Annotated in this window: 12 protein-coding genes; 9 read left to right on the top strand and 3 right to left on the bottom strand. The window is 32.2% G+C overall.

Going from position 1 to position 13,674, the window contains the following annotated elements:
- The first annotated feature begins 107 nt into the window (after positions 1-107).
- Positions 108-302, top strand: a complete 195-nt coding sequence (locus COJ46_RS00965; protein WP_097978492.1) for a hypothetical protein — start codon at positions 108-110, stop codon at positions 300-302.
- Positions 303-767: 465 nt separating this feature from the next.
- Here COJ46_RS00965 and COJ46_RS00960 read toward each other — a convergent pair whose 3' ends face one another.
- On the bottom strand, positions 768-1,529 hold the full coding sequence (locus COJ46_RS00960; protein WP_097978493.1) for a DeoR/GlpR family DNA-binding transcription regulator: 762 nt from the start codon (positions 1,527-1,529) through the stop codon (positions 768-770).
- 218 nt (positions 1,530-1,747) lie between these two features.
- Between COJ46_RS00960 and COJ46_RS00955 the strand changes: the two genes are divergently transcribed.
- Genes COJ46_RS00955 through pbfA form a run of 6 tightly spaced genes read left to right on the top strand, consistent with a single transcriptional unit; the run spans position 1,748 to position 8,423 of the window.
- The gene (locus tag COJ46_RS00955; protein WP_097978494.1) at positions 1,748-2,500 is read left to right on the top strand and encodes an ABC transporter ATP-binding protein; all 753 of its coding nucleotides are present in this window, start codon (positions 1,748-1,750) and stop codon (positions 2,498-2,500) included.
- On the top strand, positions 2,493-4,118 hold the full coding sequence (locus tag COJ46_RS00950; protein WP_097978495.1) for an ABC transporter permease subunit: 1,626 nt from the start codon (positions 2,493-2,495) through the stop codon (positions 4,116-4,118). The genes COJ46_RS00955 and COJ46_RS00950 overlap by 8 nt, the downstream gene beginning before the upstream one ends.
- Positions 4,119-4,159: 41 nt before the next feature.
- Positions 4,160-5,152: an extracellular solute-binding protein gene (locus COJ46_RS00945; protein ID WP_097978496.1), complete on the top strand. Its 993-nt coding sequence runs from the start codon at positions 4,160-4,162 to the stop codon at positions 5,150-5,152.
- 21 nt (positions 5,153-5,173) lie between these two features.
- Entirely contained in the window at positions 5,174-6,268 is a 1,095-nt protein-coding gene (locus tag COJ46_RS00940; protein ID WP_097978497.1) for a 2-aminoethylphosphonate--pyruvate transaminase, read from the top strand.
- Positions 6,265-7,077, top strand: coding sequence for a phosphonoacetaldehyde hydrolase (phnX, locus tag COJ46_RS00935; RefSeq protein WP_097978498.1), 813 nt, complete (start codon positions 6,265-6,267; stop codon positions 7,075-7,077). The genes COJ46_RS00940 and phnX overlap by 4 nt, the downstream gene beginning before the upstream one ends.
- Positions 7,071-8,423: a (R)-1-hydroxy-2-aminoethylphosphonate ammonia-lyase gene (pbfA, locus tag COJ46_RS00930; protein WP_097978499.1), complete on the top strand. Its 1,353-nt coding sequence runs from the start codon at positions 7,071-7,073 to the stop codon at positions 8,421-8,423. Before phnX ends, pbfA begins: the two co-directional genes overlap by 7 nt.
- 590 nt (positions 8,424-9,013) lie before the next feature.
- On the opposite strand, the gene COJ46_RS00925 is transcribed toward pbfA, so the two are convergent.
- The gene (locus COJ46_RS00925) at positions 9,014-9,448 is read right to left on the bottom strand and encodes an SRPBCC domain-containing protein (RefSeq protein WP_097978500.1); all 435 of its coding nucleotides are present in this window, start codon (positions 9,446-9,448) and stop codon (positions 9,014-9,016) included.
- Between the two features lie 369 nt (positions 9,449-9,817).
- Here COJ46_RS00925 and COJ46_RS24830 point away from each other — a divergent pair, with 369 nt between their 5' ends.
- Positions 9,818-10,684, top strand: coding sequence for a J domain-containing protein (locus tag COJ46_RS24830; protein ID WP_097978501.1), 867 nt, complete (start codon positions 9,818-9,820; stop codon positions 10,682-10,684).
- Between the two features lie 168 nt (positions 10,685-10,852).
- Here COJ46_RS24830 and COJ46_RS00915 read toward each other — a convergent pair whose 3' ends face one another.
- Positions 10,853-12,424 (bottom strand): catalase, encoded by a 1,572-nt coding sequence (locus COJ46_RS00915; RefSeq protein WP_097978502.1) that lies wholly within the window; start codon positions 12,422-12,424, stop codon positions 10,853-10,855.
- A gap of 189 nt (positions 12,425-12,613) precedes the next feature.
- On the opposite strand from COJ46_RS00915, the gene COJ46_RS00910 reads away from it, so the two are divergent.
- The gene (locus COJ46_RS00910; protein WP_097978503.1) at positions 12,614-13,141 is read left to right on the top strand and encodes an SH3 domain-containing protein; all 528 of its coding nucleotides are present in this window, start codon (positions 12,614-12,616) and stop codon (positions 13,139-13,141) included.
- Positions 13,142-13,674: the final 533 nt, after the last annotated feature.

Here is a 13,674-nt window from a genome sequence, read left to right as displayed (position 1 = left end):
ACTTTTACATATACTCAAAAACGTATGGTCATTGATTCGTTAATTCGACTATATAATAAAACAAACAGTATTTTTTGTAATTGCTTTATTGAAAGGGGCTGATGTTTATGCGAAGAAATAAGAATGCGGCTCTTATTGTAATTTTATGGTTATGCATGGCGCTTTTTATAGTTATAAATGCAATACGTCATATTCGAGTATATATGGTTTACAGTTCAGGCTTAATGCCTTTTATTGTTTGTGGAATGATTATCTTTGCGATTATTATCCTATATGTAAGGGGTTCGAATCAGCGGAGATAAAGAGTTTTAATGAACCCATTATGTTTTAGGGTTCTTTTTTTTGAAAGATATTGGAGAACAATTTAGAAAATTAATTGAGACAGTATATAGTTGCATTAAAAAAATCCGTTCTTAAATGTATAAGAGCGCTGCAACGCGTGTTTTCTATTATTGAAAGTACCTGATTTTTATAAGTTTTAGGTCGTAACACCCTTAATGGTATGGGGAATTTTTTTAAAAAAATTGCAGTTCCTTGGAATTTAATTGCAGATTTGCTAATTGCGATTCCTTATAATTTAATTGTAGATTTGCTAATTTTAATTGCAGTTCCTTAGAATTTAATTGCACTTAACTGTTTATTTGCACTTTTCTCCGACTTATTTGCACGGACAGAACACTTATTTGCAGCCCCTGATATTATTCAACACTACTCATCTCTTCAATCAAAATAGGAGGGCCCCATTAAATGGACCCTCCTCCTTTTATCTATTCTGAAATTACCAGATTAGTATTTGTCTTATTAAATTTAGAAATAAAACTTTTATTAATATGAGAATCCGTAATGATATAATCAATTTTTTCAAGCGGTGCTATATGAACAGTGACGTTCTTGCCGAATTTTGTGCTGTCAGCTGCTACATAATTAAGGTTGGATAACTCAATTATTTTCTTCCTTGTAATTGCCTCTTCTAAATTATAATCGGAAATTCCTTTTTCAATTGTAATTCCACTCGCGCAGATAAACGCCTTTAGAATATTTAATTCATTAAAATTAAATAAGTAATCGTACGTAACGACCGATCGTTCATTTCGTCTAATTTTACCGCCGATTATGATCAATTCAATTGAACTATTCATTAACTCATTGATGATTGGGATCGAATTCGTAACGACTGTTAAATTCTTTTTATCTTTAATATATTTCGCAATTTGTAGTGTAGTAGAGCCGCTATCTAAATAGATACAATCTCCATCTTCAATATGTTCAGTGCATTTCTTTGCAATCTTTTCTTTTTCCTCTAAGTGGCTCACCATTCTTTCTTCCATTGATGATTCAAAGAACTTCGATTCAGCTATTTTTGCACCGCCATATATTTTCTCAATTTTGCCTTGTTTTTCAAGTAGATTTAAATCTCTACGTAAAGTGTCAGTAGATATATTTAGAGCTTCAGTTAACTCAGTTATTTTTAAAACATTATTTATTTTTAATAAATCGATTATTTTTTGTTGTCTTTCAAGTGGAAACATAACCTCACCCATTCAGTATTTATTAAGACTTGCTTTTCAGTTTAATGAAACGAATGCACATTATCAATAGTAGTAATGAAAATGTTTGGTTAATTAAATGTAAATATATGCATGAGTTATGCAAAACTTACTGATAATTTACATATTATTTACTTAAAAGTCTAATTGGGTTTACATATGAATTTTATACTAAGGTTGTACTTAAGGGGGTGAACAGTTTGCTGAAACTACAAAATGTTAGCAAACAGTTTGATAAAAAAGTCGTATTAACAGATATAAATCTTGAAATTAAAACTGGAGAAATCGTCTCATTACTAGGTCCAAGTGGAAGTGGAAAAACAACTTTATTAAATCTAATTCTAGGTCTAACGCAAATGGATCAAGGTCAAATAATATTCAATGATGTAGATATTACAAAAACACCAATGAAAAATAGAGGATTCAATATTGTTTTTCAAGATTATGCACTTTTTCCTAACTTGAATTCATATGAAAACATTGTTTACGGATTAAGGAATAAGAAAGGTCTTGTTTCGGATCAAGAATTACAGGAATACATTGACTTCTTAGAACTAAAACCTCATTTAAATAAGAAAATAGGAGAGCTATCCGGAGGTCAGAAACAAAGAGTTGCACTTGCTAGAACATTAGTAACGAAGCCAAAAATTTTATTATTAGATGAACCTTTAAGTGCACTTGATGGTGTCCTAAAGGAATCAATTAAAGAACGAATTAAATCAATCGCAAGAGAATTTAAACTAACGACGATTATCGTTACACATGATCCAGAAGAGGCTTTAACTTTATCGGATAAAATTTTAATTATTAATGAAGGTAAAATTTCGCAATTTGGTACGCCAAGTGAAATCATAAACCAACCAAATAATCGATTTGTTGAAGAGTTTATATTAAAGCAGCTTCAAATTAAGAGACATAATATTTACAACTTGTTTGGTGAGAAATATGCATAAAGTTAAACCGGAAATGCAAGTTATTTACTTAGCGATTCTACTATTATTTGTCTCATTTCTATTACTACCATTAATCATATTATTTTATCGGTCAATTGAAACGGATCATGGGTTTGGAGTTAATAATTATCTAACAATGCTGGCAGATAAAACCCTTATTCAAGCAGTCTGGAATAGTATTAAGATTTCTACTATTACTGCTTGTGTCAGCACAATATTAGCTTTTATTCTGGCATATTCAATTAACTGTACGAAATTGATTCAACCTTTAAAAGGATTTATGAAAATCGTTATTCTCATACCAATGTTGCTGCCGACAATCACTTATGGATTTGCGATTATTTATTCCTTTGGTCAACAAGGTTTAATAACAAAACTAATAGGAAAAAACTTATTTGAAATTTATGGATTTAATGGATTGCTAATTGGATACGTAATTTATACATTACCAGCTGCATTCCTATTAATTAATAATTCTTTTAAATATATTGATAAAAAATTTATGGTTGTTTCTGAATTGATGGGTGACGGTCCATTTAGAAGCTTCAAAAATACAATTATTCGCCCATTAATTGGAACGCTTGGTGGAGCTTTTGTTCTTTCCTTTATTTTAAGCTTTACAGATTACGGTATTCCAGCTTCGGTGGGTGGTACATATTACGTTGTAGCTACCCAGTTATATCAAGTTATGCTTGGATCAATTCCTAATTTTAATAATGGGGCAGTTATTGCAGTATTAATGCTAGTTCCAGCTGTATTTGGCGTTTTATTACTAAACTATCTTGAAAAATTCAATTTTCATTATGACAAGTTTACAAACGTTGAAATGATTTCCAATAAAGTAAGAGATATTTGTTTCGGGATCATTTCTACAATCATATTAGTTGGAATTCTTTCAGTATTTGCAGTAATGTTCATCATTCCATTTTTTATTAGTTATCCATTTAAATTAACTTTTACGCTACAGCATTTCGTAGATGCTTTTCAATCAAGTGATTTAATAGGAGTTTATAAAAACTCTTTATATGTTTCAGTTGTAACAGCAATACTAGGAACTCTTGTTGCATATAGCTCGGCACTATTAAATGTGCGAACAGCTATAAAAAATAAATCTAAGCTAGTCATTGATTTAATTTCGATGCTAACAAACACTGTTCCAGGTATGGTTTTAGGTTTATCGTATTTACTATTTTTCAATAATAGTAGCTTAAAAGGAACATTTGCCATTATCATTCTTTGCAACATCGTTCATTTCTTTACTACACCTTATTTATTAGCGAAAAACTCATTATCTAAAATGAATCCTGGTTGGGAAACTACTGGAGAATTAATGGGAGATTCATGGTTTAAAACAATTTACCGAGTTGTTTTACCAAACTCTAAATCAACAGTTTTTGAAATGATTAGTTACTATTTTATCAATTCAATGGTAACGGTGAGTGGGATCATTTTCTTAATAACAGCTGAAACCTCATTAGTTGCAAGCAAAATTAAAGAACTTCAGCATTTCCAAAAATACGATGAAATATTTGTATTATCTCTATTAATCTTTTTCACGAATTTAATTGTTAAATTCATCTGCGACTATTTCCAGAGAAAAAGTGTTATTCAGGGATAATCAATCATTTATAAAAAAATTAAAACAAGAGAGGTTATTTTATGTTTAAGAAATTTAAAGGAATCATGTTGTCATTATTCGCATTATGTTTAGTTTTTTCATTAACTGCATGTAATAGTTCAAAAACAAATGCCTCAGGAAAAGTTGTTATTTATACGAATGGTGATGAAGAAGCTATTACATCAATGGAAAGTGCATTAAAGAAAGCTGGTTATGAAGGGAAATATGTGTTCCAAACATTTGGTACTTCGGAATTAGGTGGAAAACTTATGGCTGAAGGCGATAAAATCGAAGCGAATTTAGTAACAATGAGTTCATATTTCTTAGATAGTGCCCAAGAAAAACATAATATGTTTGAAGACTTAACATTTAAAACAAATTCACTAGAGAAATATCCTTCATTCTATACACCAATTTTAGCTAACACAGGATCAATCTTTGTAAATACAAAAGTAATGAAAGAAAAAGGCTTACCAATGCCAACTTCAATCAAAGATTTAGCAAAACCAGAATTTAAAGGTTTAGTATCAATTCCAAATATCATGGATTCTTCAACTGGCTGGTTATTAATTCAAGCTATTATTACTCAGTATGGAGAAGTTGAAGGTAAAACCATTTTACATGATTTAATCGCAAACTGTGGTCCACATTTAGAGAGCTCAGGTTCAGGTCCAATTAAGAAAGTAGAAGCTGGCGAGGTTGCAGCGGGTATTGGATTACGTCACCAAGCAGTATTAGATCAAAAATCAGGTTTACCAATTGACTATGTAGATCCAACAGAAGGAAACTTCTCACTAACTGAATCAGTTGCAGTTGTTAAAAAAGATAAGAAATCAAATGAATTAGCAATGAAAATGGCGGAAGTAATTATTAAAGATGCTCGTAAAGATTTAATCAAAAATTACCCAGTTGCTTTATATAAAGGAGAAACTGTTAGCGATGAGCATAAACCAGCTCATTCTATGAAATTTAGTCAACCATTAACAGTTAAGTTATTAGAAGAGCACCAACAGTTCTTTAATGCTGCAAAATAATTACTAAGGGGATGAAAAGCCATGAAAAACTATAAATTACTAACACCAGGTCCATTAACTACTACAAGTACGGTCAAAGAAGAAATGCTCTTTGACCGATGTACTTGGGATAATGATTATAAAGAAATAACACAAAAAATTAGAACACAACTTCTAGAACTAGCAAATGTATCCGAAGAAGATTATACAGTTGTTTTAATGCAAGGTAGTGGTACATTTGCAGTTGAATCAGTTATTAGTTCAACAATCTCAAAGAATGACAAGGTATTGATCGTAACGAATGGAGCATATGGCGAACGTATTGTAAAAATGGCTAAATATATTGGACTTAATTTCATTCAATATAGCATTGCATATGAGGAGCTTCCTAAAGAAGAAGAGTTAAGAGATATTATTGAAAAAGATCAAGCGATTACTCACATCGTGATGGTCCATTGCGAAACAACAACTGGTATATTAAACCCAATTGAAATGGTAGCCGAACTTTCAAAAGAATATAATAAAACGTTAATGATCGATGCGATGAGTAGCTTTGGTGGGATCGAAATTGATGTGCGAAAACTGGAAATAGATTACTTAATTAGTAGTGCGAATAAATGTATTCAAGGAGTACCAGGATTTGGATTTGTTATTGCAAAACTAGATCAGCTTGTTCAATGTGAGGGAGTTGCTCGAAGTTTATCTTTAGATTTATTCGATCAATGGAAGGAAATGGACAAGGATGGAAAATGGAGATTCACTTCTCCAACGCATGTTGTTGCAGCATTTTCAAAAGCAATTGATGAATTGATTGAAGAAGGTGGCATTTCTGCTAGATTTGGACGTTATCAAAATAATAACCGCTTGTTAAGAATGAGATTAAAAGATGTAGGAATTCATGCTTATATAACTGAGGAAAATCAATCGCCAATTATTACAACCTTCTTATTTCCAAGTGAACAGTTTAGCTTTGAAAACTTCTATTATTTCATAAAGGAAAAAGGATATGTAATCTATCCAGGTAAGCTAACAGCTGCAGATACATTCCGTGTAGGAAATATTGGAGAAATTTATGAAGAAGACATCCAAGGTTTATGCAATATTATCGAAGAATATATGGGAGTGGTGACAAAATGAACAAAGTTGAAGGAATTATTTTAGATTGGGCTGGTACAACAGTTGACTTCGGATGTTTTGCGCCAGTAAATGTGTTTATCGATATTTTTAAACATGCTGGAATTGAAGTAACAATGGAAGAAGCGCGAGCACCAATGGGAATGTTAAAAATCGATCATATTCGTGAAATGCTTTCAATGCCTAGAATTTCTAAGCTTTGGATTGAAAAATATGAGAGACCATTCAATGAACAAGATGTGAATATACTTTACGCAAACTTTGAACCAGCTCTAATGGCTTCACTATCTGACTATGCAGATCCGATTCCTGGAGTCATCGAAGTAGTGCAGGAATTAAGGAATAAAGGTCTAAAAATAGGTTCAACAACAGGGTACACAAATAAAATGATGGATGTAGTCGTACCAAATGCTGAGACGAAAGGCTATTATCCAGACTTCTATATTACACCTGACGAAACAAATTCATTTGGTAGACCTTATCCGTATATGATTTACCGTAACATGGAAGCATTAAAGTTAACAGCTCCTTGGAAAGTCGTGAAAGTAGGCGATACAATTTCGGATATTAAAGAAGGGATTAATGCAGGTGTTTGGTCTGTCGGCGTCATTATCGGAAGTTCAGAAATGGGACTTAGTTTAGAAGAGTTTAGTAGTTTAACAGATAGTGAGAAAGAAGCAATCATTTCAAAAACTGAACAATCATTTAGACAAAATGGTGCAGACTTCACAATTAAATCAATGAGTGAATTACCTATTTTAATTGAAAAAATTAATGATTTAATTGTAGAAGGTAAGAAAGTAACATGTTAAATACTCATTTGAAAAGAGAAGGCGATATTAACTCAAGTCCTCAACGCACGGAATGGATGAATCAATTAAATCAAATTAGCAGAGAAGTCATTCAAGAGGATGAAAGGGTTTTTGTAAGACAATCAATGTCTACGCCTTGTCTTAATGGAATAGTCGATGCTTATGGAAGTTATCTAATTGATGTGAATGGAAACAAATATTTAGATTTTCATGGAAATAGTTCACATCAAGTTGGATATAAAAATCCATATGTAGTGGATGCAATCAAAAGACAAGTTGATGAACTCCCATTTATTCCAAGAAGGTTTACATCTGAGATTGTCATTAAGGCAGCTAATGCATTAGTAAATAAAACAACTTCAAAAGATTACAAAGTTTTATTTACACCTTCTGGAAGTGCCGCTGTCGGATTAGCTCTTAAAATTGCGCGAAAGGTAACTGGGCGTCATAAAGTCATCTCAATGTGGGAATCATTCCATGGAGCTGGTTTAGATGCAATTTCTGTTGGGGGAGAATATGTCTTTAAAAAGGATATGGGTCCACTTATGCCCGGTACTTTAAAAGCAATCCCTTTTAATGGATATCGTAATCTATTAAAAAATGATTTGCATGAAGAAGTAGCGAATTTTTGCTTAGACCATATTGAATATATGATTGCGCATGAAGGAGAAATTGGGGCAATCTTATTAGAACCAATTCGAGCAACTGATACACATATCCCACCAAAGTCTTATTTTAAAAGATTAAGAGAAATATGTGATCGAAATGGCATTCTATTAATATTTGATGAAGTCCCGACAGCCTTAATGAGAAGTGGCGCATTTTATGTTCATCAAAACTTTGAGATTGAGCCAGATATTCTAGTTCTAGGAAAAGGGCTAGGTGGAGCGGTCATACCTCAAGCAGCTGTACTAACTCGTACAAAATACGATGTTGCTGAAGAAATATCACTTGGTCATTATACACATGAGAAACCGGCATTAGGTTGTGCAGCGATTTGTTCAACAATTGAGTATATAGATGACTACAACTTGGAAGAGAATTGCCGAGTACAATCCGAATTCGTAAAAACAAAGCTAGTTGAACTGTATGATCAGTATGAGAAGATTGGCGATATACGAGTTGCCGGATTATTGATTTCTATTGAGTTAGTCAAGTCTCGTGAAACAAAGGAAAAGAATGATGAATTAGCTGAAAAAATTCTTTATTTTTGTTTAAACAATGGGCTTTCTTTTAAGCTTTCTGGAGGCAATTGCATAACATGGCATCCACCTTTAATTGTTACAAAAAATGAGTTAGAGTTTGCTGTTGGGCTTCTTGAAGAAGGCTTGAAAAGGTTTAGTTAATTCTTATAAGTGTAGCTAATCTTTAGCATATGAGTTTAGCTACACTTTTTTGATGGGACAAAAAGGCAGCGATATAAAATCTGAGAATTGTAAATGAATTCTGGTGCTGCAAATAAAGAGTCCAAGAGTGCAAATAAATGTTGAAATGCTGCAAATAAACAGCTGACTGCAAATAAAATCTGAGAATCGCAATTAAAATTGGAGAAACTGCAATTAAAAATAGAGAATCGCAAATAAAATTAGCAAAACTGCAATTAAATTCCAAGGAACCGCAAATAAAATTTAAATTTACCTATACTGGTTAGGGTATTTAACCTGGGGATCGTACAATAGTAGTACCTTTCTAATGGTAAAATAGCAAAACAGCTCTTATTCAAATTAAACCGAATAAAAAATCTGCTAATAATCTATAAAAAAGATCAACTAGTTCAATTACAAATGATAAGCACCCCAGAGATACCCCCCTCTAAGTTATGACTACAGAATACCAGACGAATAATATATTCCATTTACAATTAAAAAGGGGGCATCCAAGAGTCAGTTAACCTAACTCAGGGGACAGCCCATTGATAAATCATATTATATTAAAATTATTTCACTAGTCCGCCTCTTAACTTAGTTACCCCAAATTCTAAATAACATTTTAAACAGCTTAGCATAAATACCCAGCCTTCTTTATTATCGATTAAATGATGAACATATTCTGGGTTGCTTTCACTAAAGCCTTCTTCTACCACTTCAATAATTGTGTTATTTTGATCTTGTTCATTTAATGTAATCGTTACGATATTTCCTTCTTCTGTAGGTCCCCAAGCAAACACAATCTTCTTATTTGTTTCAACTTCGATGATTTTAATTTTACCTTCAGCATTGTAAAGATCATATTTTAAAGTAATGACTTTTCCTTCTTCCCATCGTTCAGAGCTAGAAGAAAACCAAAAGTTACCTATTTTACTTGGATCAACAAATGCCTCAAATATGTCTTTTGCTGGTTTGAAAATATTAAACTTAGTCACATTATTCATTTAAGTATCAGCCCACTCTCAATTAATTTCATACGTATTATCTTCGTCCTTACAAACCTATTTTAAACTGTTAACTTTTAATTGTGAATATTTAAGTTGCAATATTCAGTTAATAATCTTTTACCTATCATCTATAGTAAAAAGCTTTAATCCGAGTAGTCTGGTCGCTATCATCCTGAAAATGATTAAAATCAATTTTAGAGTATAGAAGAAACAGAATAGGAGAATTGATGGGTAATAAGGTCTATTACATAGGTCATTTTATCTAAAACAATCTTTTTTTCACATTTTTGATTGTGTATACTTAAAGATGTATTTTATATATTGGTTAAATTTTATAGTTATTAATACAAGAGAGGGAGAGAAACAGTGGGGTTCTTTATTTTTTTAATCATTGCATTTTTTATTATTAAATCGATCTTTTTTTCAGGTGGTTCAGGTTCAAGTGAAGGTCATAGTCATCAAGGCACAAGTAACGGTTCAACCTATTACCCAGCTGGTCAATTTGAAACAGGATTTTATATTGAACAGATTCATGTTTATGCAAAGGGACCCGTCTTTACTTATGATACTCCAACCATAAAAGATGAATGTTTTTATGTATTTGGTGAAGGAGTACTACAAATTAGTAACTCAACAGGGGAATTGAAAATTGCTCTAAAAAAAATAAGTGATAATCGAATAGTGCCTATGCACTTTTATATTAATGGTAGCTATCACTCTGTTATTGATCGATATGGAAATACTTATGCTGGTATTGATTACACGACAGTGAGTGTTGCAAGAACAGCGGCTGCTTTGTTAAATGAATTAGAAGCATCATTGGTAGATCAACACCTTTATAATAGAACTTGTTTATTTTTAAAAGAACTACTTGTGTTTAATATGTTAGTAAAAAGAAAGATCATTACAAGTTATAGTAATCACCATATAACTGTTTCTAATGCAGATATTAGCACGTTTTACCAAACCTTCGATAAGTTAAGTGAGCAAGCGTTTAATCTAATGGATAAATATATTACAGAAGGAACAGGTGAGCAAAGAGAGGATTATATCACTAAGTTACTTAAAATATTAGAATTACCTACTGATACAAGAGATTTAAATGTCATTAAGAATCAATACAAACAATTAGCTAAGAAGTATCATCCAGACCGAAATAAAGGTACAGAAGAATTAATGAAAAAGATAAACGTAGCATATGAAGAGATATGTGAATATCTGAAGGCATCTTGAATTGGGATTCTTAATAGGAAACAAAATTAGTGGGTAGAAAGCAGAAAGCAAAAGTAAGGGGTATTGTAGCTGTATCGAATGTTATTTGAAAACTTGTTCGTTTCGATTTTATAATAATAAACTATTACGCTAAAAAGGATAGGCGATTGCCTATCCCAGTTTATACCTTTAATATCGATCCGATTCATGGCCCATATTTTTCGCTTTATCAGATGTGACATCAGCTGCTTCGGTGCTAGTGTGTTCAGTTTGATCACGATTCGCTTTTTCTAAACCTTCGCGCACTCTGCGTCCGTATTCTTCATCAGCTTTTGTAAAATAACCAACCATCGTTTCTTGGATATGAGGCTTACATACTTTTAGTGCATCTACTAAATTTGAAATAAGTTCATTTTTTTCAGTTTCGTCGAAAGCACGGTAAGTATTTCCAGCTTGGATAAAGTCGTTAGGTCGGTCGATTTTTTGTCGTACTAACTTATTATTGTACATAGGTTCATGATCTTTTCCATTCTTTGGCGCCTCTTTTAATCCACCTAGTGATGAAGGTTCATAGTTTACATGTGGGTTTTGACCTGGAGCTGCGTCAACTTTATATTCCATTTGTCCATCACGTTGATTTGTTGCTACATGATTTTTTGGCGAATTAACTGGTAGTTGTAAGTAATTTGTTCCAACTCGATATCGTTGTGTATCTGAGTACGAAAAAGTACGACCTTGAAGTAATTTATCATCTGAAAAATCCAGTCCGTCTACTAGAACACCTGTCCCAAATGCAATTTGTTCGACTTCTGCAAAATAGTTTTCTGGATTTTTATTTAATACCATTTTTCCAACTGGTAAAAAAGGAAACTTTTCTGGATCCCATAGTTTTGTAGGATCAAGTGGATCAAAATCAAGCTCCGGATGCTCATCATCACTCATGATTTGTACACATAATTCCCATTCTGGATAATCACCTTTCTCAATAGCTTCGTAAAGGTCTTGAGTTGCATGATTATAATTTGTAGATTGGATTTCATCTGCTTCGCGTTGTGATAAATTTTTTATTTCTTGTTTTAGCGGTTCCCAGTGGTATTTAATAAGAACTGCCTCGCCATCTTTGTTTACCCACTTATATGTATTAACACCGGACCCTTGCATTTGTCGATAGTTAGCTGGAATTCCCCATGGTGAAAAGAGAAATGTAACCATATGAGTGGATTCTGGTGTTAGATGAAGAAAGTCAAACATTCTTTCAGGATCAGGAAGGTTTGTTACTGGATCTGGTTTAAATGAGTGAACCATATCTGGAAATTTTAAAGGATCACGAATAAAAAAGATTTTTAAATTATTACCAACTAAATCCCAATTTCCATCTTCAGTATAAAATTTTGTAGCGAAACCACGTGGATCACGTAAAGTTTCAGGAGAATGTCCACCACCTACAACTGTGGAAAATCGAACATACACAGGTGTTTTTTTTCCCTTCTCTTGAAATAATTTTGCTCTAGTATATTTAGAAATTGCGTGATTTCCTACTTTTCCATAGGCTTCGAAATATCCTTGTGCACCGGCTCCACGAGCATGCACAACACGTTCAGGAATTCGTTCACGATCAAAATGTGAGATTTTTTCAAGAAAGTCATAGTTTTCTAAAGTTGTTGGTCCCCGATTACCAACGGTTCTTACGTTTTGATTATCTGTTACTGGATGGCCTTGCCGATTCGTCAATATTTCTTCATTGTTCGGTTGGTTATCCATGATTCTCCTCCATTCATACAAAATACAAAATTTAGATTGTCCATAAATTTGGAAGTATATGCAAATTTTTCCTGTTTAATGTATCGGAACAGTATAATTGAAAAGTTTACAATTTGGATACATTTCATGACCAATTTTGAAACATTGATTCAATATTATTGAGATGTAAAGTGAGAGGAGGAATTTAAAATGAAGAAAAAATTATTAAAAGCTTTTGTATCAACAATGGCCTTATCTGGCGCATTATTCGTTTCAAATGGTGTAACAGCCGGGCCGACACATGTTAGTGCAGCGGTTATAAATGCTCCGATTAGTGTGTATGAGGTAACTGCAAGTGTATTAAACGTACGAAGTGCTCCAAATACTAGTTCAAAAGTAGTAGACACTTTAAGAAAGAAAGATCAAATTGAGATTGTAAAATACTATAATGCTAGCTGGGCACAAATTAAAACAACAACTACTAAAAATGGTATAGCTTATGTAAGTACTAAATATTTACAAAAAGTACCAACTACTGTTACAACAAAGTCTAATTTAAATTTACGTACTGGTCCAAGTACAAAATATAAAGTTCAAACAGTGATACCAAAAGGTGCAAAAGTCAGCTTCCTTGGCTATCAAACTGAAGGGAAAACAAAAATCGATTATAATTGGGCATTTGTTTCTTACAATGGTAAAAAAGGATTTGTGAGTACTAGTTATTTAAATATGAAGTAATCACCAATTGGCTAAATCTAACAAAAAATTCAAAAATGACAAAATCGTAACGAGAAATCCAATGATATAGGATTAAAAAAAGATTACCTTAACTTTGAGTTTTTGTTTCATTTCCCTATTCCCCAAAAAAAGAAAGTGAGCTAAAAAGCTCACTTTCTTTCAGAGTGTTGAAATATAAAGTAGTCAATAGGGAAAACGGACATTAAATGAGCATTTTTGATGAAATTATCATTTTTTGAATGATTTGTTAATGGTTTTAAATTTTAATATGTTTGAGCGATTTTATGATTCCAATAACACAAGTAAGTTTTTTTAGAAGTTAAAAATATTATGAGCTAATTTTTAGAAAAACGAATTCAATTGATTAGTTTATTAATTAATGTTCGATATTAATTGACCTACAAACTGATTAATAAACAACTGTTAGATTACTCTAAGAAAAGGCTATCTGATTAGGATTTATTGCAGACTTTTTTTGTTGAATAAGTTGATTGGAACGGAGGGGTGCTCGACTCCTATGGGATAAGCGGGAA

The sequence above is a fragment of the Bacillus sp. AFS077874 genome (genome assembly GCF_002566505.1).
Classification (GTDB): Bacteria; Bacillota; Bacilli; order Bacillales; family Bacillaceae_G; genus Gottfriedia.
This window is presented reverse-complemented; position numbering and strand designations above follow the sequence as displayed.

Bases quoted from the DNA above. Each gene is read 5' to 3' on its own strand.
- COJ46_RS00915 (WP_097978502.1), bottom strand. From the start codon at position 12,424: ATGGATAACCAACCGAACAATGAAGAAATATTGACGAATCGGCAAGGC.
- COJ46_RS00925 (WP_097978500.1), bottom strand. From the start codon at position 9,448: ATGAATAATGTGACTAAGTTTAATATTTTCAAACCAGCAAAAGACATA.
- COJ46_RS00960 (WP_097978493.1), bottom strand. From the start codon at position 1,529: ATGTTTCCACTTGAAAGACAACAAAAAATAATCGATTTATTAAAAATA.
- COJ46_RS00965 (WP_097978492.1), top strand. From the start codon at position 108: ATGCGAAGAAATAAGAATGCGGCTCTTATTGTAATTTTATGGTTATGC.
- COJ46_RS00945 (WP_097978496.1), top strand. From the start codon at position 4,160: ATGTTTAAGAAATTTAAAGGAATCATGTTGTCATTATTCGCATTATGT.
- pbfA (WP_097978499.1), top strand. From the start codon at position 7,071: ATGTTAAATACTCATTTGAAAAGAGAAGGCGATATTAACTCAAGTCCT.
- phnX (WP_097978498.1), top strand. From the start codon at position 6,265: ATGAACAAAGTTGAAGGAATTATTTTAGATTGGGCTGGTACAACAGTT.
- COJ46_RS00950 (WP_097978495.1), top strand. From the start codon at position 2,493: ATGCATAAAGTTAAACCGGAAATGCAAGTTATTTACTTAGCGATTCTA.
- COJ46_RS00910 (WP_097978503.1), top strand. From the start codon at position 12,614: ATGAAGAAAAAATTATTAAAAGCTTTTGTATCAACAATGGCCTTATCT.
- COJ46_RS00940 (WP_097978497.1), top strand. From the start codon at position 5,174: ATGAAAAACTATAAATTACTAACACCAGGTCCATTAACTACTACAAGT.